Raw genomic sequence first — 19,952 nt, 5'->3', positions numbered from 1 at the left:
GCGGTCACGTCAGCGGTCGGTCAGCGGTCGCGGAAGAACTCCGTGAGGAGCAGGGCGCACTCCGCCGCCAGGACGCCCTCGACGACCTCGGGCCGGTGGTTGAGCCGGCGGTCGCGGATCACGTCCCACAGGGAGCCCGCCGCGCCCGCCTTGTCGTCCCGGGCGCCGTAGACGACCCGGTCGACGCGGGACTGGACGAGGGCGCCCGCGCACATCGTGCACGGCTCCAGGGTGACGACGAGCGTGCAGCCGGTCAGCCGCCACTTCCCGAGCCGTGCCGCGGCCCGCCGGATCGCGAGCACCTCGGCGTGGGCCGTGGGATCGCCGGTGGCCTCGCGCTCGTTGTGCCCGGCGCCGAGCACCGTCGTACCGTCCGGGGACAGCACGACGGCGCCGACGGGGACGTCCCCGCCCCGGACGGCCTGCTCGGCCTCGTCCAGGGCGAGCCGCATCGCGGCCCGCCAGCGGTCGCGTACCGGATCTGCCGGGTGCACGGTGGCCCGCATGTCCCGCGAGGCGGTCAGCGGACGCCCTCCAGGACGTCCGTACAGCCCAGGACGTCGGCGATCTCGCTCAGCGCGTCCCCGTCCAGGGCGCGCAGCTCCTTGCCGCTGATGCCCAGGTCGGCGAGGAGTTCGCTGTCGCCCACGGGGCCGTGCGAGACCGCGTCGTCGGCGGCGCCGCCGTCCTCCTCGTCGTCGGACTCGCCGTCCTCCGTGCCGTCGAGGTCCAGGGCGTCCAGGTCGGGGCCGTCGTCCGAGCCTGGCTCCCGGCCGAGCAGCTCGTCGGTCAGCAGCAGCTCGCCGTACGCGCTGCGCTGGGCCGCGGCCGCGTCCGAGACGTAGATGCGCGGGTCGTCCTCACCGTCGATACGGACGATGCCGAACCACGCTTCCTCCTGCTCGATGAGAACGAGCACCGTGTCATCGTCGACAGCGTTCTCCCGGGCCAGGTCGGCCAGATCCGACAGGCTCTCCACATTGTCGAGCTCTGTGTCGCTCGCTTCCCACCCGTCTTCGGTGCGCGCGAGCAGTGCGGCGAAGTACACCGTGACTCTCCCACTGGTCATAGGTGTGCCGGTTGGGGGTCCCCCCGGCGGAGGTATGTGGGCGGGAAGAACCTGGGCTCCGAGCCCCGCCCACTCGGAATCGTGGCAGAAACAAGGCGTTCAGGGGACGTCTTCGGCTCCCTGTGTCTTGCAGCCGCCCTGCGGATCGTACGCGGCTTTTCCAAGCTCGCACGCACTCCCACCGCGCAAACACCGCCGCGGACATGGATCTTCCGCACCGAGAATTTTCTTACCGTGCCTGGCTCCAGGGGGCTTCCTTCCCACAGGCCGGACCACCAGCGGAGTACTGGTGGACTACCAGCGGAGTACTGGCGGACCACGGACGGCCTACCAGCGGAACGTCCGCATACGCATCGCATGGCGCAGTCGCGCCGCCTTGGCGCGCCGCGGCTGGACCCGGGCGCGCAGCTCGCGCGCCTCCGCGAGATCACGCAGGAACTGGGCGCGCCGCCGCCGGCGCTCGGCGTCCGTCTCGGGCGCACGGGAGTCGCGGGACGCTGCCATGCCGGTGCCGGTGCCGGTGCCGCGTGTCGCTGCTGTGCCGGTTGCGCCGGATGCCGCTGTGTCGGTGCCGCGTGTCGCCGCTGTGCCGGTTGCGCGGGACGCCGCCGTGCCGGAACCGCGAGACGCCGCCCTGCCGGTGCCGCGTATCGCGGGCTCGTCCGGGTCCGCGGTGCCGGCGGGCGCGTCTTCGGGATGTTCAGGAAGGTCAGGCACGTCTCACCACCCCAGTTCCGTCCCTCCCGCTTTCCCCCGGACGGGCGGTTTGACGCCAGCACCGGGGGGTGCGGGGCGCAGGTACCGTTATGGGCATGCGTCTCCACGTCGTCGACCACCCCCTGGTCGCCCACAAGCTCACCACGCTGCGCGACCAGCGCACCGACTCCGCGACCTTCCGCCGCCTCGCCGACGAGCTGGTCACCCTGCTCGCCTACGAGGCCACGCGGGACGTGCGCACCGAGGCAGTCGACATCCGGACGCCGGTCGCGCAGACCACCGGCGTCAAGCTGGCCCGCCCGCGCCCGCTGGTCGTGCCGATCCTGCGCGCCGGTCTCGGCATGCTGGACGGCATGGTCCGGCTGCTGCCGACCGCCGAGGTGGGCTTCCTGGGCATGATCCGCAACGAGGAGACCCTCCAGGCCTCCACGTACGCCTCGCGCATGCCGGAGGACCTCTCGGGCCGCCAGGTGTACGTCCTGGACCCGATGCTGGCCACGGGCGGCACGCTGGTCGCGGCGATCCAGGAGCTGATCAAGCGCGGTGCGGACGATGTGACGGCCGTGGTCCTGCTGGCCGCGCCGGAGGGCGTCGAGGTCATGGAGCGTGAGCTCGCGGGTACGCCGGTGACGGTCGTCACGGCGGCCGTCGACGACCACCTCAACGAGCACGGGTACATCGTGCCGGGGCTGGGAGACGCCGGGGACCGGCTGTACGGGGCCGCTGAGTAGCCCTTGGGGGCGCCTGTCAGCATCCCCGGACCGGGCTGTACGGGGGCCGCTGGTCAGCCCTTACGAGGCGCCTGTCAGCACCCCTTCTTCGGAGAAGCCGTCGGCTGTGGGTCCGTCAGGGCCGTGAGTGCGTGCTGGGCGTCCGCCGGCTTCGTCAGGCCCTTGAAGGCGTCGCCCAGGATGAGGTCGAGGTCGGCGCCCTTGCGGCCCGGGTCGGTGCGGTGTTCGGCGTCCGCCAGCTGGGTGCCGAGCACCGCCACCGAGGTGTTCTGGGCGTCGGCGGGGCCGAGCAGTATCCCGGTCCCCTTGACCTTCTTGTCGAACTCCCCGGGCGCGTTGCCCACGTCGCCGATCCGGAAGCCGCGCTTCTTCAGTTCATCGGCGGTGGCCTTGGCGAGGCCGGTGCGCGCGGTGGCGTTGTAGACGTTCACCGTGATCTGGTCCGGCTTGGGCAGGGCCTTCACCTGGGCGGTCGTGGTCGCCGTGGCCGCAGTGCCCGCCTTGGCACGGCAGTCGGTCTTCGAACCGGCCGCCGAGGTCTTCTTGCCGCCGCCGGTGAAGACGTCGATGAGCTGCAGCGTCCCCCAGCCGATCAGGCCGAGCGCGCAGACGGACGCCACCACGGCGGCGACGAGCCTGCCACGGCGGCGCGGCGGGCGCATCCGAGGGTATTTGTCCCCCGTGATCCGGTACTGGCCGCCCATGCCCCGGGGTGTCAGCATGCTCATGGGCGCAGCGTAGTGCGCCTGAGCGGCGATGCCTATTAGATGATCAGTCGATGCCGCTCAGCGGAACCCGAAAGGGTCAACGGCCGTGCCGTGCCGGGTCAGTCGAGTTCGAGCACGCGCGCGTGCAGCACCTGGCGTTGCTGGAGGGCGGCGCGGACCGCGCGGTGCAGGCCGTCCTCCAGGTAGAGATCGCCCTGCCACTTCACGACGTGCGCGAAGAGGTCGCCGTAGAACGTCGAGTCCTCCGCCAGCAGGGTCTCCAGATCGAGCTGCTGCTTGGTGGTCACGAGCTGATCGAGGCGGACCGGGCGCGGCGCGACGTCCGCCCACTGCCGGGTGCTTTCCCGGCCGTGGTCGGGGTACGGCCGGCCGTTTCCGATGCGCTTGAAGATCACACGGAAAGCCTACCGGTCAAGACCTTCCGGGCGCAGCCATGGCGGCGTAGTGCGCGGCCGGAAAAGATCTCGCAAACCACGCAAATGGGGTAGTACGGGGCGTGCCGCATCACCCATTCCCTGTTCGGCGCGGCCCGGCGGAGGCGGCGGGCCCGGCGGCAGGCCTGGCGAGCGGTGGTCCGGGCTGACTGGTGGGTTCGCCTCCGCCGGGGGCGTTCAGCGGTCCTGTTCGTCGGGCCGCCGCTGCGGTTCCGGGTGGCGCTCGTCCGGCTTGGGGGCCGTGGCGCGCCTGGCCTCCGCGCGCAGCAGGGCGCGCAGGACGGCGTACGGATCCTGGGGCATGACGGTGCTCCTTGCGTCGAGCCGGCTGACCTTGCGTGGGGACGCGGGTCCGTCAGCAGCGCAGGACCACCGTGCGGAGCAGGGGAGCGGCGTACGGCGCCGCTGGGCACGCGCGGACGCCGGGCAGGGCGGGTGCCGGGCCGGGGAGGGGCGCGGGGCGCTCGGGTACGTCGGCCTCGTGGACCGCGCGGGCGGGGGGCCGTACGAGCGCGTCGGGGACGTCGGCGCCATCGGTGCCGTCGTGTTCGAAGGTCCCGGCCGCCACGCCGGACGCGGGGGCCGCCAGGGCCTGCGCCTGGGCGGCCGGCACCCACAGGGCGAGGAGCAGGACGAGCACCCGCAGCCAGGCGCGGCTCCGAAGCCAGGCGCGGCTCCGAGGCCGGTCATGGCTGCGGGGGCGGCGCGGGGTCCTGCTCATGACGGGTGTCTCCCCGGGGCGGACGGCAGGTGCAGCACAGGGGGCCGGAGTTCCGCCCGCTCGGCGTAGGTGGCGTGCATGGTGTTGACGCAGGCGGCGGTCGGGGTGGCGGACCCGGGTGGGGACGGCGGTTGGGGTGGCGGTCCAGGGCCGGGACCGGTCGGGGTGGCGGTCCAGGGCCGGGATGGCGGCCAAGGGTGGGGACGGCGGTCGGCGTGGGTCAGACGGTCTTCGGGATCTGCTTGGCCCGGCCGCGGATGCTGAATGCGGTGACGATCTCCACGATGCCCACCACGAGCAGCCAGATGCCGCCGACGAGGGTCAGCACGGCGACCGACTTGAACGGCGAGTCGATCAGCACGATGCCGGCGATGAAGGTGAGGATCCCGAGGCAGATATGCCAGCCGCGGGCGGGCATCCGGGGGTCGGAGGCGGCGGCCAGGGTCTGGGTGATGCCGCGGATCAGCCAGCCGATGCCGATCCACAGGGCGAGCAGCAGGATCGACTGGAAGGGCCCGCGGAAGCAGAACAGGCCCAGCAGGATCGACAGGGCGCCGCTGATGAAGGCCAGCACGCGCAGCGAGGTCGTCATGTGCGTGCCGAAGGCGGAGGCCAGCTGGAAGATGCCGCTGATGAGGAGGTAGAGGCCGAAGAGGACGCCCGCCGCGAGCAGGGAGGCGCCCGGCCAGACCAGGACCAGGATCCCCAGGATCAGCGAGGCGATCCCGGTGCCCAGGACCGTCTGCCAGGCGGCCCGGGACAGGGCGTGCAGGGGCCCCTCGAACGGCGGCTCTGGCTCGTGCTCGCGCCGGCCGCCCCGGGCCTGGGCCGCGTGGACGCTCCGGTCATCGTATTGAGGGCCCTGGTTGGGGCCGCTGCTCGGTACCTCGGTCATGCTTCATGCTGTGAGCGGGCGGCCGGGTCCTGCCATCGGGGGAGGGCCGGTCGGGTGACGGCACCCCGCACCCGGGTCCGAGGCGTTCCGCGTGCCCTGTTTCCCGAAGGTCTTCATTTCCTGGAGATCTTGGCCGACTTGGCCGCGGCCTTCATCTCCTGCTTGTGCGCCCGCACCTTGCCCAGCGACTCGGGCCCGGTGATGTCGGCGACCGAGCGGAAGGACCGCGCCTCGCCGTACGCGCCCGCCGCCTCCCGCCAGCCCTGGGGCGTGACGCCGAGCTGCTTGCCGAGCAGCGCGAGGAAGATCTGGGCCTTCTGCTTGCCGAACCCGGGCAGGTCCTCCAGCCGTTTCAGCAGCTCGGCACCGGTCGGGATGCCCCGCCAGACCGCCTCGGCGTCCCCGTCGTGGTGCTCGACGAGGTACTGGCACAGCTGCTGGATCCGCTTGGCCATCGAGCCCGGGTAGCGGTGTACGGCCGGCTTCTCGGCGAGCAGCGCGGCGAAGGCCTCCGGGTCCATCGCCGCGATCTCGTGCGGGTCGAGGTCTCCGCCGGCCCCGGCGCCGAGCCGGTCGGCGATGGTGCGGGGGCCCTTGAAGGCCCACTCCATCGGCACCTGCTGGTCGAGCAGCATGCCCACCAGCGCGGCGAGCGGGGAGCGCCCGAGCAGCGCGTCGGCCTCCGGGTCCTGGGCGAGATGCAGGGTGACGTCCATGCGTCGATGATCGCCCGCCCGCGCGCGTGACGCAGCCGGGGTGCGCATCGGGGCACCGTGTCGCGAGGTCTCCTCCACCTCTCGCGTACGATCCCTCCACAGAGCTGGAACTTAGGCAAGGCTAACCTAAAGTGAAGGGGATTCCGGGTGACCACCGAGACCTACCGTGACGCCTGGGGCATCCCCCACCTGCGCGCCTCCAGCGCCGCTGAACTCGCGTACGCCCAGGGCCGGGTGACCGCGTTGGACCGCGCCTGGCAACTGGAGGTGGAACGCCACCGGGCCCAGGGCAACTCGGCGTCCTTCCTCGGTGCCGCTGCCGTGTCCTGGGACGTCCTGGTCCGCCGGGCCCGCCTGGACGACACGGCCCGCCGCTGCTTCGCCGCGCTGGACCGCCGGGACCCCGAGACGGCCGACTGGGTCCGCCGTTACGTCGACGGCGTCAACGCGGGCCTGCCGGAGGGCGCCCGCCGCACCCCCGAGTTCGCCCGCGCCGGCCTCACCCCCGGCCGCTGGGAGCCCTGGACCCCGCTGGGCGTCTGGCTCGCGGCACACCTCCTCTTCGCCGGTTTCCCCGCCAAACTCTGGCGCGAGCAGGCGATACGGCACCTCGGGCCCGACGCGGTCGGCCTGTTCGCCACCGACGGGCCCGGCACGGCCGGCAGCAACGGCTGGCTGCTCTCCGGCGCCCGTACGGCGACCGGTCACGCCCTGATCGCGGGCGACCCGCACCGCTTCATCGAGGACCCCGGCGTCTACCAGCAGGTCCGCCTCTCCTGCCCCGAGTTCGACGTCATCGGCCTGGCCGTCCCCGGCGTCCCCGGCATCGCCCACTTCGGCCACACGGGCTCCGTCGCCTGGGCCATCACCAACGCCATGGCCGACTACCAGGACCTCTACCGAGAACGCCTGCGCCGCACCGGCGCCGGCATCGAGGCGCTGGGCCCGGACGGCCACTGGCACCGTGCCACCCGCCACACGGAGACCGTGCACATCGCGGGCGAACCCTCCCTGGAGATCGAGGTGATCGAAACGGCCCGGGGCCCCGTGATAGCCGGCGGCCCGGAGGGCCTGGAGGCGGGGCTCACCCCGGAAGGGCCGTACGGGGCGCAGGCCCCGGAATCGCCGTACGACGCGGAAAGCACCGAGCCGCTGGGCGGAGGGGAGACGGCCGAGCCGCTGGGCGGAGGCAAGACCGACGAGCCACTGCATGAGGCGGAGGTCGCTGAGCTGCTCTACGTCTCACAGGCCGCCGAGCCGCCGTACGCCCCGAAGTCCGCCGTATCGCCGCACGGTCCGCAAGCCGCCGGGCCGCTCTACGACACGAACTCCGCTGCGCCGCCGTACGCCCCGCAAGCCGCCGACGGCGAAGGCGCCCGACCGGGGCCGCCGCCCGCACCCGACGGCGAAACCGTCACCGGTGGTGCGGGTGGGAACGGAATCCTCGCCGAAGGCGGAGCCGAAGCGCTGGCCCTGCGCTATCCACCCAGGGTCACCGCGGACCTCGGCTTCAGTGCCCTCCTCCCCCTCCTCAGGGCCCGCACGGTCCAGGACATCGACCGCGCCCTGGACAACTGGGCCGAACCCGTCAACGTGGTCCAAGCGGCCGACACCGCCGGAGGCACCCTGCACCGCACAGCCGGCCGCGTCCCGCTGCGCGCCGAGGCCAACCTCCGCCACCCGGTCCCCGCCTGGGAACCCGGCCACGAGTGGCACGGCACGCACTGGACGCTGTACGCCGAACCCGAACCGTCCGACGGCATCGCGGTCATGGCCAACCAGCGCACCCTCGCCGCCCCCCTCGGCATCGAGTTCGCCCCACCCCACCGCGCCGACCGCATCCGCGCCCTCCTCCACACCCGCCGCACCTGGACCGCCGACGCCCTGACCGCGATCCACACCGACACCCACCTCGGCTCCGCCGGCCCCCTGCTGGACCACCTCGCCGCCCTCGACAACCTCACCCCCGAGGCCGCCCGCCTGCGCGACCGCCTCCTCGCCTGGGACCGCCGTATGGACGCCGGCAGCACCGACGCGGCGGCCTACTCCGCGGTGCGCGGCGCGGTCGTACGCCACCTCGCGGCGCACCCGGTGTTCGCCCCGCTCGCCGAGCCCCCCGCTTATCCGGAGGTGCTGCTCCCCTGGCTGGCCCTCGTCCCGCGCATCGGCTACGCCCTGGAACACCTGCTGCGGGCCGAGAAGTTGTACGGCATCGACCGCCCCGCCGCCGTCCGCGAGGCCCTGGAGGAGGTGGCCTCCGCGCCCCCGTCCGGCACCTGGTCCGACACCCACCGCCTGGCCCCCTGGCGCGCGCTGCCGGGAGAGCCGTACGACGAACCCGGCCTCGCCGGCGACCACGACTGCGTGCTGTGCACTTCCGCCGTCCCCGGCCTGACCGACCGCGCGGCCCGCGGCCCCGCCGCCCGCTACGTCTGGGACCTGGCCGACCGGGAGAACAGCCGCTGGGTGGTCCCCTTCGGCGCGGACGGCGCCCCCGGCTCACCCCACCACCGCGACCAACTCCCCTTGTGGCTCAAGGGAGATCTGGCCCCGGTCGTCACCGACTGGACCCTGCTGACCCCGCTGGAACGTACCGAGGAAACCCCATGACCGACCTCTTCGAACAGCACACCGACCCCTTCGGCACCGTCCGCATCCGCCCCCTCGACCCGGCGTCCGACGCGGACGTGATCCACACCTGGGTCAGCGAGGAACGCGCCGCCTTCTGGGGCATGACCGGCCTCACCCGGGACCAGGTCGCCGAGATCTACGCCCACATGGCCGGCCTCGACACCCACCACGCCCACCTCGTCACCCTGGACGGCACCCCGGCCGCCCTGTTCCAGACGTACGAGCCGGCCGCCGACCGGGTCGGCGAGTGCTACGACGTGCTCCCGGGCGACCTCGGCGTCCACGTCCTGCTCGCCCCCGCCGGCCCGGCCGGCCCGCGCCCCGGCTGGTCCTCGGCGCTGCTGACAGCGATGGCGACGTACGCGCTGCGCATCCTCGACCGGCGCCGGCTCGTGGTCGACCCGGACGTCCGCAACACCAGGGCGATCGCCCGCTTCGAGCGCGAGGGCTTCGTCCGCGGCCCGGAGGTCGTCCTGCCCGAGGTGGACCTCCCCGACGTGTACCTGCCGGAGAAGCACGCCCAACTCGTCTTCCTGGACCGGTCCGTGGCCTTCCCCGGCGACTAGCCTTCTCTCCGTGCCGCCGACACCGGAAGACCCGACACCGGAAGACCCGACACCGGAAGATCCGACACCGGAGGAGCTGATCGCCCACTACGCCCTCGTACCCATCCCCCGCGAAGGCGGCCTGTACCGGCGCACCTGGACGGGGCCCGCGCGCCCGGACGGACGTCCCGCGGGCACCGCCATCGTCGCCCTGCTCACCGCCGACGACTACTGCGCCCTGCACCGCCTGCCCACCGACGAGATCTGGCACTTCTACCTCGGAGACCCGCTCCACCTGCTGCTCCTCGCCCCCGACGGCACCACCCGCACCGCCGTCCTCGGCCCCGCACCGCTGTCCGGCCAGCACGTCCAGCTGACCGTGCCCGCCCGCACCTGGATGGGCGCGCGGGTCGCCCCGGGCGGCGCGTGGACGCTCTTCGGCACCACGATGGCCCCCGGATTCACCGAAGCGGACTACGAACACGGCGACCCGGCCACCCTGACGGCGCGTTACCCGGCCGAAGCCGTCCGCATCACGGAACTGTCCCGCCCATGAACGCGAACCTTCTCGACGGACAGACCGCCCTGGTGACCGGCGCGGGCGGCGGCATCGGCCGCGCCATCGCCCTGCGCTTCGCCGAGCAGGGTGCGGCGGTGGCCCTGCACTGCCGTACGGCGGTGGACGCGGCCGGTGAAGTGGCGGCCCGGATCCGGGAGTCGGGCGGCGCGGCCGTCGTCCTGCGGGCGGACCTGACGGACGAGGACGCCTGTCACCGCCTGGTCCACGAGACGGCCGACTGGTCCGGCGGCCGCCTCACCGCCCTCGTCAACAACGCGGCCGTACAGCCGGTCCAGCCCCTGCCCGGGATGACGGCGGCCGAGTGGCGCGAGGTCGTCGACACCGACCTCACCAGCGTCTTCGCCTGCACCCAGGCCGCGGCGGACCACATGCGGGCACACGGCGGCGGCACGATCACCCACATCGCCTCCATCGAGGCCGCCCGGCCGGCTCCCGGCCACGCCCACTACAGCGCGGCCAAGGCGGCGGTGGTGATGCACGCGCGCGCGGCGGCTCTGGAGTACGGCCCCGACGGCATCCGCGTCAACACGGTCTCGCCCGGTCTCATCGCCCGCGAGGGGCTGGCGGAGGCCTGGCCGGACGGCGTACGCCGCTGGCTCGCCGCCGCCCCCACCGGCCGCCTGGGCCGCCCCGAGGACGTGGCCGACGCCTGCGTGTTCCTGGCCTCGCCGCTCGCGAGCTGGATCACCGGGCACGACCTGGTCGTGGACGGCGGCATCTCGGCCCGCCCGACGTGGTGAGCAAGCCGGCGGATCTCTGCGTACCTGTACAGAGGCCTGACGAAGGAACAGGGAGGGGACGGGGTGCTGCCGTACGACCACCACCGATGGGCACGACGCCTGACCCTGCTCTGCGCGGGCCTCTTCCTTCTCCTGCTCGGCACCGCCTCCCCGGCGTCGGCCCACGCGGCCCTGCGCACGACCGACCCCACCGACGGAACCGTCCTGCGCACGGCCCCCCGGCAGGTCACCCTCACCTTCACCGAGTCGGTCAGCCTGCTCACCGACTCCTTCCGCGTCTACGACCCCACCAACCACCTCGTGCACACGGGCGCGGCCGGCCACGCCCCCGGCCGCTCGGACACCGCCCGCGTCTCCCTGCCCGCCCGGCTCGCCACGGGCACCTACACGGTCGCCTGGCGGGTGGTGTCGGCGGACAGCCACCCGGTGTCCGGCGCGCTGACGTTCTCCGTCGGTGAACGGACGGCGACCACGGCGACCGGCGTCGTCGGCGACACGGAGAACCCGGCGACGGCGGCCCTGTACAACATCGCGCGCTACCTCGCCTACCTCTCCCTGGCCCTGCTGCTGGGCACGGCCGCGTTCGTCGCGTACTGCCGCCCGCCGAAGGCGGCCCCCCTGCGCACCCCGGCCCTGACGGCGGCCTGGACCCTGATCGCCTCGACACTGGCCCTGTTCGCCCTGCGCGCCCCGTACGAGGAGGGCACGGCACCGGCCCGCGCCTTCTCCCTGACCTCCCTCACCCGTACGGCGACGACCCGCCCCGGCGAACTCCTGCTGGCCCGGCTGGCGTTGCTGCTGCTGGCCGCGGCCACGGTCGCCCTCCTGCGGGCCCGCCGCAGAAGACTCCCGCGCCGCGCGACGCTCGCCGTGGCCGCGACGGTGTCCGTCCCCCTCTCCCTGACCTGGTCGGCGGCCGAACACGCCTCGGCGGGCAGCCAGGTCCCGCTGGCGATCACCTCCGCCACCCTCCATCTGCTCGCCATGGGCGCCTGGCTGGGCGGGCTGGCCGCGCTCCTGCGGACCCTGTCCCGCACCCCGTCCCTGCCCCTGTCGGTCCCGGCCCGTTTCTCCCGCCTGGCCCTCACCTCGGTGACGGTGCTGGCGGTGACCGGCGTCTACCAGTCCTGGCGGGGCCTGGGCTCCTGGCAGGCCCTGACGGACACGACGTACGGCCGTACCCTGCTGGTCAAACTGGCCACGGTGGCCGTACTCCTGCTGGCGGCGGCCTGCTCCCGCAGCTGGATCGCCCGCGCGACCCGGTCCCGGGCACAGACGCACACGACGACCCCGGCCCCGGCCCGCATCCCGGAACCGGTGACGGGCCCCCCGCTCCCGGAGGAACCCCCGAAGCCGCCCGCACCCGCGCCGCTCCCCCTTCCCCTCCTGCGCCGCTCGGTGCTGGCGGAGGCGGCCGTGGCGATGGTGGTCCTGGCCGTGACGACGCTCCTGACGAGCACGGTGCCCGGCCGCACGGCCACCGAGGCGGCGGAACCGGGCGGACCGGTGGCCGGCATTCCGACGGCGTCGGTGACGACGATCCCCTTCGACACCGGCACCCCGGGCGGCCACGGCAGGCTCCAGGTCACCCTGGACCCGGGCCGGGTGGGCCGGTCCTCCGTCCAGGCCGTGGTCTACGGCCCCGACGGCGGCCTGTCCACGGTCCCCGAACTCCGCATCACCCTCACCCTCGCCGCTCAGCGCGTAGGCCCCCTGGACACCAGGGTCACCGACCGGGGCGGCTACTGGGCCACCGACTCCTTCACCCTCCCGATCCCGGGGACCTGGACGATGAAGGCGACGGTACGGATCTCGGACGTGGACCAGGTGACGGTGTCGGCGCCGGTGCGGGTGGCGCGGTAGGTCACGGGCCGGAACATGCCGGAACATGCCGGAACATGCCGGAACATGCCGGAACATGCCGTCGATCTCCTCGGCGCAGATCACGCCCCGCTCGCTCCATACGGCGAGGACGGGACGGCCGGTGCCCGACCCGCGTCCCAGGAGGAGCGGCGGGACTGGCCGGCCAGGACCGGCCGGTGCAGGCCGAGTTGTGCGGCCTCGGCCACGGCCGCGACATCGGCGACCGGCGCTGTGCGAACGGGCCCGCGTACGCCCTGGTCAGGACGCACGCGGGCCCGTTGTCCGGGAGGGGGGATCGGTCTCCCGCCGGAGTACCGGTCAGCTCAGCCGGTAGCCGTTGTAGCCGTATCCGATCTTGACGCGGGAGGCCAGCGGGTGGGAGACGTCGCCCGTGCCCCGGTACAGCCACAGGTTGCCGCTGCTGTCGCGGGCGATCAGGTCGGAGTGACCGTCGCCGGTCATGTCCCCGTTCATCACGTACGCGGTGTAGTGGAAGCCCCAGCCGATCTTCACGCGGGACGCCAGCGGGTGCGACGGGGCGCCGGTGCCCTTGTACAGCCACAGGTTCCCGGAGGAGTCCTGGGCGAGCAGGTCGAGCTTGCCGTCGCCGGTGAAGTCGCCCTTGCCGAAGATGTCGGCGCCGTACGTGTTCCAGCCGTAGCCGAGCTTGGCGCGCGAGCCGAAGGTGCCGTGGCCGGTGCCCGGGTAGAGCCAGAAGTTGCCGCTGGAGTCGACGGTCAGCAGGTCCTGGTGGCCGTCACCGGTGACGTCGCCGGGCGCGAGCATGACCTTCATGGCGTTCCAGCCGGAGCCGATCCTGGTGACGTCGGCATTGCCGGTGGACAGGTTGAGGTGCTGCCAGTACAGGGTGCCGTCGGTGGTGCGCACCAGCAGGTCGGCGTAGCCGTCGCGGTCGAGGTCGGCCTGGCGCACCAGGTTGACCCCGCTCCAGTCGCCGAGCGGGATCCGGGTCCCGAAGGAGGTGCCGCGCGAGTCGTACTCGTAGCCCTGGCCGTTGGAGGCGATCGCGAACATGTCCGCGCGGCCGTCACCGCTCAAGTCGGTGTCGTCGATGCGCGGTTCGGTCGCCCCGACGTACCTGCTCAGCTTCGTGAAGACGCTGTACGAGCCCTGGGCCACACAGTCCTGCACGCCCCACGACACGACACCGACGACACGTCCGCCCACGACCAGCGGGCCGCCGGAGTCGCCGTTGCAGCTGGCGACGGTTCCGCTGTCGGAGCCGCTGGCCGGCGCACCGACGCAGGTCATGGCGCCCGCGACGAAGTCGCTGCCGTAGTAGGCCGAGCAGGTCGAGTCGGCGTTCACCGGCACGGTGGCCTTCTGCAGGGTCTGCGAGATGTCCTGGTTGGTGGAGCTGGTGCGCCCCCAGCCGTAGATCTGCGCCTGGGTGCCCGCCTTGTACGACGTGGTGTCGTCGGAGGTGGTGATGGGCAAGGGCTTGGCGCTGATCGGGTTGGGCAGGGTCAGCACGGCGACGTCGTTGACGGCGGTTCCGGTCGAGGTGATCTTGAACGAAGAATCGTTCCACTGACGCCAGACGCCCGTCACCGTGCCGCCGTGGAAGTCGGTGGTGTTGGTCGACGGGTCGGTGGTCGGCAACTGGCTGGTGCCGTAGATGATCGCGCCGTTGTTGTGCCAGTCGTAGCCCGAGACGCAGTGTGCGGCGGTGAGGATCTTCGTGGGCGACACGACGGTGCCGCCGCAGAAGAAGCCGACATCGTCACTGGTGTCGGAGGTGCCCTTGTCGTCGTAGTACCACAGCTGCACCATCCACGGGGCCGTGGAGATGCTGGTGGTCGTACCGCCGATGACGTGCGGGGCGACGGTGCCGGAAGCCGACGGCTGCGGATCCTGACCGGTGGCGGTGGCGGTGGCGGTGGCGGTGGCGGTGGCGGTGGCGGACGGTGCGCCCGTGCGCGCGGCGGGCCGCAGGCTTGCAGGGGTGTTGGCGGCCGGCGCGGTGAGCGCGCCGTGCACGCGGGCGGTGAGCTGCGACGCGCTGATGCCGCCGTGGCCCTGGACGCCGATGCCTGTCGGCAGCGGCGTCGCTTGGGCGGGCGCCATGACCAACGCGCCGGCACCGCCGAGGAACAGCGTGGCGGCGGAGCGTACGGCTATCCGGCCCCGGCGACTGTGCTTCTTGCCTCTGTGGGCAGGGGACACTCAAGTCTCCTGTGATGAAGATGCTGGAGGGGGGGTGGCATCGAACAGAGGCGGCCGATGCTACTTCCGTCTCACTGATTTTCACCAGACTCATACGCAACAGAAACTTGACGTCTCCGCCGCCGCCGGATCGCGAACGGGCCTGAGATGAAGAACAGTTGCTGTGGGAGAGGGGGAGCCGGCGTACGTGTGACCGTGCGGCTTGGCGTCAGCGACGGTCCGTGGCGCGGATGGGGACGCTGTCGCTGACGGGTTCGCCGGAGTGTGTGCACAGGCTGTGGATCGTGCAACGCACACAACCCCGCCCGGCGTCTGCTGCGGTGGAGCGGGTGATGGCGGAGGTTTCGGACGACGCTGGACGGGGGTGAATGTCACCAGAACCGAGACCGGCGCGGGTCGGGTCAGACCTTCCTGACGACGATCGAGTTCGGGACCAGCTTCTCCAGGTCGTCCACGCCCGAGGTGAAGACGGTGACCTGCCCTTTCTGCTGTCGGGCGATGGCGGCGAGCACCGCGTCGATCGCGTACTCGTGGCCGTGGAGCTTGGCGGCGGACAGGAGCCGACGGGCCTGGCGGGCCTCGTCCTTCCCGATGTCGGCGACTTTGAGTCGCGAGAGCACCCAGTCCCAGCGCTGCTCGGTGGTTCTGCCGTCGTACGCCTCGACCAGCGTCATGGGGGACGTGACTACCTCGGCTTCGCCCCGGGCCGCGAGGTCGAGCCAGGCGATCATCTTCCGGTCGCCGCGCACAGCGAGAGACAGAGCCTCACAGTCGAGTACGAAGACGCGCAGTGGTCGCTGCCCGTAATCACCGGCCCGCTTCTTCAGGCGGCCTCTATCGACTTGCCCGCCCCGAAGTGGACGGCGACGAGGCCGCCGTGGACCTCGCCGAGATGGTCCTGCGCATGCTGGGACTGTCGGCGCAGGACGCCCACGAGGTCGCCCGGCGCCCCTCCCCGACCTCGACTGATCCCGGTCATCCCCGGCGCGACCCCGACGAGCACGTTGCCTTCGCCCTGGAGAAATGGCGCTGTGGTGACCGTGCTGCTGGTGGGCCCCACCGAGTCACCGATCAGGGAACTGCAACCAAAACTGCAACCACACACGTCGAAGGGCCCCACCGTGAACGGTGGGGCCCTTCGACAACGTGCCCGGTGAGGCACTGGCGGAGGATACGAGATTCGAACTCGTGAGGGGTTGCCCCCAACACGCTTTCCAAGCGTGCGCCCTAGGCCTCTAGGCGAATCCTCCGCCGGAAACATTACATGACCGAGGGGAGTGCTCGCGAACCCGTTCCCGCAGGCCCGGATCGGGAGGGGGCGTGGTGCGTGATCGGGTACTGGGCGGGGGCCGGGATCGGGTACTGTGGGCGCAGCCCCTCACGCGGCGCTATCTGACTGAACTCCCCCAGGGCCGGAAGGCAGCAAGGGTAGGTCGGCTCTGGCGGGTGCGTGGGGGGCCCTTCTTTTTCCCGGGTTGTCAGTGGGCGCCTATAACCTCGTATGCGTGTCGTCTCTCGCGCTGTACCGCCGCTATCGCCCGGAGACCTTTGCCGAGGTCATCGGGCAGGAGCATGTCACCGACCCGCTGCAGCAGGCGCTGCGGAACAACCGGGTCAATCACGCGTACCTGTTCAGCGGTCCGCGCGGCTGCGGCAAGACGACCAGCGCGCGCATCCTCGCCCGCTGCCTGAACTGTGAGCAAGGTCCCACGCCGACCCCCTGCGGCGAGTGCCAGTCCTGCCGGGACCTCGCCCGCAACGGTCCGGGATCCATCGACGTCATCGAGATCGACGCCGCTTCCCACGGTGGTGTGGACGACGCTCGTGAGCTGCGGGAGAAGGCCTTCTTCGGCCCCGCGAGCAGCCGCTACAAGATCTACATCATCGACGAGGCCCACATGGTCACGTCGGCCGGCTTCAACGCGCTGCTGAAGGTCGTCGAGGAGCCGCCGGAGCACCTCAAGTTCATCTTCGCCACCACCGAGCCCGAGAAGGTCATCGGGACGATCCGGTCGCGGACTCACCACTACCCCTTCCGGCTCGTCCCGCCGGGGACCCTGCGGGAGTACCTCGCCGAGGTGTGCGGGCGGGAGGACATCCCCGTCGAGGAGGGTGTGCTGCCGCTCGTCGTGCGAGCCGGTGCCGGTTCCGTGCGTGACTCCATGTCCGTCATGGACCAGCTCCTCGCCGGTGCGGGTGCGGACGGTGTGACGTATGCCATGGCCACCTCCCTCCTCGGGTACACCGACGGCTCGCTCCTCGACTCCGTCGTCGAGGCCTTCGCCACCGGTGACGGCGCCGCCGCCTTCGAGGTGGTGGACCGCGTCATCGAGGGCGGCAACGACCCGCGCCGCTTCGTCGCCGATCTGCTGGAGCGGTTGCGGGATCTCGTGATCCTCGCCGCTGTCCCCGACGCGGTGGACAAGGGGCTCTTCGACGCTCCCGCCGACGTCCTGGAGCGCATGCAGGCCCAGGCGTCCACGTTCGGCGCCGCCGAGCTGAGCCGTGCCGCCGACCTGGTCAACGAGGGCCTGACGGAGATGCGCGGCGCCACCTCGCCCCGCCTCCAGCTGGAACTCATCTGCGCGCGCGTGCTGCTCCCCGCCGCCTACGGCGACGAGCGCTCCGTGATGGCCCGCCTCGACCGCCTGGAGCGTGGCGTCAACTTCTCCGGCGGCGGTGGCGCGCCCGCCATGGGGTACGTCCCCGGGCCCGAGGCCCATGGCCAGGGCGGCGGTGCGCCGGTTCCGCCCGGTGGCGGTCCCGCCGCGGCTCGGGCTGCCGTCCGCGCGACGGGCGCTCCGGCCGGCGCCCCCGCTCCGGTCGCCGCCCCCGATCCGGCCGCCTCCGGTGCGTCGTACGGCGCTGCCCCGGTCGCGCCCGTCCACGGTGGCGCTGCCGCTCCGGCCGCCCCGCAGCCCGCCCCGGCTCCCGAGCCCGCTCCCGCGGCCACCCCCGCCCCTGCCCCCGTCCCGCAGCCCGCCGCCGCCCAGGCCCAGCCCCCTGCCGCCCCCGGCGCCTGGCCCATGGCCGCTCCGGCCGGCAGCGGCCGGCGCCCCGCCGGGGCATGGCCCACGGCCGCGCAGGCGGGCGGACAGCAGGGCCAGGCCCCGGGCCGCGGCCCCGCTCAGCCACAGCACCAGCCGGGCCGGGCCCCCACGGCCCCCGCATCCGCCCCCGCATCCGCCTCCGCCTCTGCCCCGACGGCCCCAGCCGCCCCCGCTCCGGTCGCCACCGCGCCCACCGCCCCGGCCGGCGGCCTCGACCCCCGCGCGCTCTGGCCGAACATCCTGGAGGCGGTCAAGAACCGCCGCCGCTTCACCTGGATCCTGCTCAGCCAGAACGCCCAGGTGACCGGCTTCGACGGCACGACGCTCCAGCTCGGCTTCGTCAACGCCGGCGCCCGTGACAACTTCGCGGGCAGCGGCAGCGAGGACGTGCTGCGGGCGGCGCTGGCCGAGCAGTTCAACGTGCAGTGGAAGATCGAGGCGGTCATCGATCCGTCCGGCGGCTCCGCGCCCCCGGCGACGGGCGGCGCCCAGGGCTACGGCGGTGGCTACGGCGGCGCTCCCGCCGCAGGCGCGGGCGGTGGCTACGGCGCCCCGGCCGCACCCCGTCCCGCGGCTCCCCAGGCGGCCCCGCAGGCACCGGTGTCCGCGCAGCCCGGCCCCGCGTCCGCCACGGCGGCACCCGCCCCGGCCCCCCGGCCCGTCTCCGCCCCCGAGCCGCCGCCCGTCGCCCCCGAGGACGACATCCCCGAGGACGACGACCCCGACCTGGACGAGTCGGCCCTCTCCGGGCACGAACTGATCGTGCGGGAGCTGGGCGCGACGGTGGTGGAGGAGTTCTCGAACGAGTGACGAGGGCCTCATCGGCCTCGGCCCCATCGGCCCCGGTCGGCGGCAAGCGCCCTCCTCTCCGGAGGAAGGCCTTCGGAGCAAGGCCTTCGGAACAAGGCGGAGCAAGGCCTTCGGAGGAAGGCCTTTGGAGGAAAGCCCAACAAACCCGGCCCCCGACCTTCGGCAACCTTGCCATTAGGCTGACCCCGTGAAGGTCCTCGTCATCGGCAGCGGCGCCCGCGAACATGCCCTGTGCCGCTCCCTGTCCCTCGACCCCGCCGTCACGGCGCTCCACTGCGCCCCCGGCAACGCCGGCATCGCCGAGGTCGCCGAGCTGCACCCGGTCGACGCGCTCGACGGCAAGGCGGTGGCCGAGCTGGCCACGGGCCTCGGCGCCGAGCTGGTCGTCGTCGGCCCGGAGGCCCCGCTGGTCGCCGGGGTCGCCGACGCCGTCCGCGAGGCGGGCATCCCCGTCTTCGGCCCGTCCAAGGAGGCCGCGCAGCTGGAGGGGTCCAAGGCCTTCGCCAAGGACGTCATGGCGGCGGCCGGGGTACCGACCGCCCGCTCCTACGTCTGCACGACCGCCGAGGAGATCGCCGAGGCCCTCGACGCCTTCGGCGCGCCCTACGTCGTCAAGGACGACGGCCTCGCCGCCGGCAAGGGCGTCGTCGTCACCGAGGACCTCGACACGGCCACGGCGCACGCCGCCGGCTGCGAGCGGGTGGTCATCGAGGAGTTCCTCGACGGCCCCGAGGTGTCCCTTTTCGCCATCACCGACGGCGAGACGGTCCTGCCGCTCCAGCCCGCTCAGGACTTCAAGCGCGCCCTGGACGGCGACGAGGGTCCGAACACCGGAGGCATGGGCGCGTACTCGCCGCTGCCGTGGGCCGACCCGAAGCTGGTCGACGAGGTGCTGGAGACGGTGCTGCAGCCGACCGTGGACGAGCTGCGCCGCCGTGGCACGCCCTTCTCCGGTCTGCTCTACGCCGGTCTGGCGATCACCGGCCGCGGGGTCCGGGTCATCGAGTTCAACGCCCGTTTCGGCGACCCCGAGACCCAGGTCGTGCTGGCCCGTCTGCGGACTCCGCTGGCCGGGATCCTGCACGCCGCCGCCACCGGCACCCTCGCCGATCTGGCGCCTCTGCGCTGGAGCGAGGACGCGGCCGTGACCGTCGTCGTCGCCTCGCACAACTACCCCGGCACCCCCCGCACCGGCGACCCGGTCACCGGTCTGGACGAGGTGGCCGCCGAGGACGCCCCGCACGCGTACGTGCTGCACGCCGGGACCAGGCAGGACGGCGACACCGTCGTCAGCGCGGGCGGGCGTGTGCTGTCCGTCACGGCCACCGGCACGGACCTGACCGAGGCGCGCGAGCGGGCGTACCGGGCGGTGGGCCGGATCCGGCTGGACGGCTCCCAGCACCGCACCGACATCGCCGCGAAGGCGGCGCGGGACGCGCAGGCGACCGCCTGACCTGCCCGCACCTGATGCAGGCCCCGGATCCACGATCCGGGGCCTGATCCTTGCTGTCTGTCACCCACCTCTGACCAAAGCC

The 19,952-nt window shown here is 73.0% G+C and carries 20 protein-coding genes, 1 tRNA gene, 1 other RNA gene and 1 pseudogene; 10 read left to right on the top strand and 13 right to left on the bottom strand.

The annotated features are described in order from the left end of the window. Positions 1–20 precede the first annotated feature (20 nt). The 3 genes from tadA to LE548_RS28735 form a co-directional block, all read right to left on the bottom strand. Positions 21–506 (bottom strand): tRNA adenosine(34) deaminase TadA, encoded by a 486-nt coding sequence (gene tadA, locus LE548_RS28745; protein WP_225099866.1) that lies wholly within the window; start codon positions 504–506, stop codon positions 21–23. Between the two features lie 14 nt (positions 507–520). Further along, positions 521–1,048, bottom strand: coding sequence for a hypothetical protein (locus tag LE548_RS28740; RefSeq protein ID WP_225099972.1), 528 nt, complete (start codon positions 1,046–1,048; stop codon positions 521–523). Positions 1,049–1,396: 348 nt separating this feature from the next. After that, the gene (locus LE548_RS28735; protein WP_225099865.1) at positions 1,397–1,573 is read right to left on the bottom strand and encodes a hypothetical protein; all 177 of its coding nucleotides are present in this window, start codon (positions 1,571–1,573) and stop codon (positions 1,397–1,399) included. A gap of 308 nt (positions 1,574–1,881) precedes the next feature. Here LE548_RS28735 and upp point away from each other — a divergent pair, with 308 nt between their 5' ends. After that, entirely contained in the window at positions 1,882–2,517 is a 636-nt protein-coding gene (gene upp, locus LE548_RS28730) for a uracil phosphoribosyltransferase (RefSeq protein ID WP_031164597.1), read from the top strand. 74 nt (positions 2,518–2,591) lie between these two features. On the opposite strand, the gene LE548_RS28725 is transcribed toward upp, so the two are convergent. The 6 genes from LE548_RS28725 to LE548_RS28705 all read right to left on the bottom strand — a co-directional run bounded on the left by LE548_RS28725 (position 2,592) and on the right by LE548_RS28705 (position 6,011). Then, a complete protein-coding gene (locus tag LE548_RS28725) occupies positions 2,592–3,245 on the bottom strand; it encodes a LytR C-terminal domain-containing protein (protein WP_225099864.1) in 654 nt (217 codons plus the stop codon). A gap of 98 nt (positions 3,246–3,343) precedes the next feature. Continuing rightward, entirely contained in the window at positions 3,344–3,640 is a 297-nt protein-coding gene (locus LE548_RS28720) for a type II toxin-antitoxin system VapB family antitoxin (RefSeq protein WP_004943146.1), read from the bottom strand. A 216-nt stretch (positions 3,641–3,856) separates the two neighbouring features. Further along, on the bottom strand, positions 3,857–3,982 hold the full coding sequence (locus LE548_RS45595) for a hypothetical protein (RefSeq protein ID WP_263636691.1): 126 nt from the start codon (positions 3,980–3,982) through the stop codon (positions 3,857–3,859). A 52-nt stretch (positions 3,983–4,034) separates the two neighbouring features. Further along, positions 4,035–4,400 (bottom strand): hypothetical protein, encoded by a 366-nt coding sequence (locus LE548_RS28715; protein ID WP_225099863.1) that lies wholly within the window; start codon positions 4,398–4,400, stop codon positions 4,035–4,037. Positions 4,401–4,620: 220 nt separating this feature from the next. After that, entirely contained in the window at positions 4,621–5,295 is a 675-nt protein-coding gene (locus LE548_RS28710) for an HdeD family acid-resistance protein (RefSeq protein WP_225099862.1), read from the bottom strand. A 113-nt stretch (positions 5,296–5,408) separates the two neighbouring features. After that, positions 5,409–6,011, bottom strand: a complete 603-nt coding sequence (locus tag LE548_RS28705; RefSeq protein ID WP_225099861.1) for an HhH-GPD-type base excision DNA repair protein — start codon at positions 6,009–6,011, stop codon at positions 5,409–5,411. Positions 6,012–6,158: 147 nt separating this feature from the next. Here LE548_RS28705 and LE548_RS28700 point away from each other — a divergent pair, with 147 nt between their 5' ends. The 5 genes from LE548_RS28700 to LE548_RS28680 all read left to right on the top strand — a co-directional run bounded on the left by LE548_RS28700 (position 6,159) and on the right by LE548_RS28680 (position 12,370). Further along, positions 6,159–8,621, top strand: a complete 2,463-nt coding sequence (locus LE548_RS28700) for a penicillin acylase family protein (protein ID WP_225099860.1) — start codon at positions 6,159–6,161, stop codon at positions 8,619–8,621. After that, entirely contained in the window at positions 8,618–9,208 is a 591-nt protein-coding gene (locus LE548_RS28695; protein WP_225099859.1) for a GNAT family N-acetyltransferase, read from the top strand. The genes LE548_RS28700 and LE548_RS28695 overlap by 4 nt, the downstream gene beginning before the upstream one ends. 10 nt (positions 9,209–9,218) lie before the next feature. Next, positions 9,219–9,743 carry a cupin domain-containing protein gene (locus LE548_RS28690; protein WP_225099858.1) on the top strand — a complete coding sequence of 175 codons (525 nt, stop codon included), beginning with the start codon at positions 9,219–9,221 and terminating at the stop codon, positions 9,741–9,743. Next, positions 9,740–10,507 carry an SDR family NAD(P)-dependent oxidoreductase gene (locus tag LE548_RS28685; protein ID WP_225099857.1) on the top strand — a complete coding sequence of 256 codons (768 nt, stop codon included), beginning with the start codon at positions 9,740–9,742 and terminating at the stop codon, positions 10,505–10,507. Before LE548_RS28690 ends, LE548_RS28685 begins: the two co-directional genes overlap by 4 nt. 63 nt (positions 10,508–10,570) lie before the next feature. Beyond that, complete coding sequence (locus LE548_RS28680) at positions 10,571–12,370, top strand: copper resistance protein CopC (protein ID WP_225099856.1); 1,800 nt, start codon at positions 10,571–10,573, stop codon at positions 12,368–12,370. Positions 12,371–12,450: 80 nt separating this feature from the next. Here LE548_RS28680 and LE548_RS28675 read toward each other — a convergent pair whose 3' ends face one another. The 3 genes from LE548_RS28675 to LE548_RS28665 all read right to left on the bottom strand — a co-directional run bounded on the left by LE548_RS28675 (position 12,451) and on the right by LE548_RS28665 (position 15,384). Next, positions 12,451–12,639, bottom strand: coding sequence for a hypothetical protein (locus LE548_RS28675; protein WP_225099855.1), 189 nt, complete (start codon positions 12,637–12,639; stop codon positions 12,451–12,453). Between the two features lie 49 nt (positions 12,640–12,688). Continuing rightward, on the bottom strand, positions 12,689–14,557 hold the full coding sequence (locus tag LE548_RS28670) for a trypsin-like serine protease (RefSeq protein ID WP_225099854.1): 1,869 nt from the start codon (positions 14,555–14,557) through the stop codon (positions 12,689–12,691). Between the two features lie 401 nt (positions 14,558–14,958). Further along, a complete protein-coding gene (locus LE548_RS28665) occupies positions 14,959–15,384 on the bottom strand; it encodes a PIN domain-containing protein (RefSeq protein ID WP_225099971.1) in 426 nt (141 codons plus the stop codon). 11 nt (positions 15,385–15,395) lie between these two features. On the opposite strand from LE548_RS28665, the pseudogene LE548_RS28660 reads away from it, so the two are divergent. Beyond that, positions 15,396–15,515: pseudogene (locus LE548_RS28660) on the top strand (TetR/AcrR family transcriptional regulator); the annotation flags it as partial. Between the two features lie 204 nt (positions 15,516–15,719). Here LE548_RS28660 and LE548_RS28655 read toward each other — a convergent pair. Then, positions 15,720–15,807, bottom strand: a tRNA-Ser gene (locus LE548_RS28655). A gap of 119 nt (positions 15,808–15,926) precedes the next feature. Here LE548_RS28655 and ffs point away from each other — a divergent pair. The 3 genes from ffs (at position 15,927) to purD (ending at position 19,870) form a co-directional block, all read left to right on the top strand. Then, positions 15,927–16,023: signal recognition particle sRNA small type (gene ffs / locus LE548_RS28650), an RNA gene on the top strand. Positions 16,024–16,062: 39 nt separating this feature from the next. After that, positions 16,063–18,417: a DNA polymerase III subunit gamma and tau gene (locus LE548_RS28645; RefSeq protein WP_225099853.1), complete on the top strand. Its 2,355-nt coding sequence runs from the start codon at positions 16,063–16,065 to the stop codon at positions 18,415–18,417. A gap of 187 nt (positions 18,418–18,604) precedes the next feature. Further along, a complete protein-coding gene (purD, locus tag LE548_RS28640; protein WP_225099852.1) occupies positions 18,605–19,870 on the top strand; it encodes a phosphoribosylamine--glycine ligase in 1,266 nt (421 codons plus the stop codon). Positions 19,871–19,952 lie beyond the last annotated feature (82 nt).

This window comes from Streptomyces sp. CoH27 (assembly GCF_020181035.1).
In the GTDB taxonomy this organism is placed as follows: Bacteria; Actinomycetota; Actinomycetes; order Streptomycetales; family Streptomycetaceae; genus Streptomyces; species Streptomyces camelliae.
The sequence above is the reverse complement of the archived record's forward strand: the minus strand, read 5'-3'. Positions and strand labels throughout refer to the sequence as shown.

Excerpts from the sequence above, each read along its gene's own strand:
- tadA (WP_225099866.1), bottom strand. The coding sequence starts at position 506 with ATGCGGGCCACCGTGCACCCGGCAGATCCGGTACGCGACCGCTGGCGG.
- LE548_RS28735 (WP_225099865.1), bottom strand. The coding sequence starts at position 1,573 with ATGGCAGCGTCCCGCGACTCCCGTGCGCCCGAGACGGACGCCGAGCGC.
- upp (WP_031164597.1), top strand. The coding sequence starts at position 1,882 with ATGCGTCTCCACGTCGTCGACCACCCCCTGGTCGCCCACAAGCTCACC.
- LE548_RS28725 (WP_225099864.1), bottom strand. The coding sequence starts at position 3,245 with ATGAGCATGCTGACACCCCGGGGCATGGGCGGCCAGTACCGGATCACG.
- LE548_RS45595 (WP_263636691.1), bottom strand. The coding sequence starts at position 3,982 with ATGCCCCAGGATCCGTACGCCGTCCTGCGCGCCCTGCTGCGCGCGGAG.
- LE548_RS28715 (WP_225099863.1), bottom strand. The coding sequence starts at position 4,400 with ATGAGCAGGACCCCGCGCCGCCCCCGCAGCCATGACCGGCCTCGGAGC.
- LE548_RS28710 (WP_225099862.1), bottom strand. The coding sequence starts at position 5,295 with ATGACCGAGGTACCGAGCAGCGGCCCCAACCAGGGCCCTCAATACGAT.
- LE548_RS28705 (WP_225099861.1), bottom strand. The coding sequence starts at position 6,011 with ATGGACGTCACCCTGCATCTCGCCCAGGACCCGGAGGCCGACGCGCTG.
- LE548_RS28695 (WP_225099859.1), top strand. The coding sequence starts at position 8,618 with ATGACCGACCTCTTCGAACAGCACACCGACCCCTTCGGCACCGTCCGC.
- LE548_RS28685 (WP_225099857.1), top strand. The coding sequence starts at position 9,740 with ATGAACGCGAACCTTCTCGACGGACAGACCGCCCTGGTGACCGGCGCG.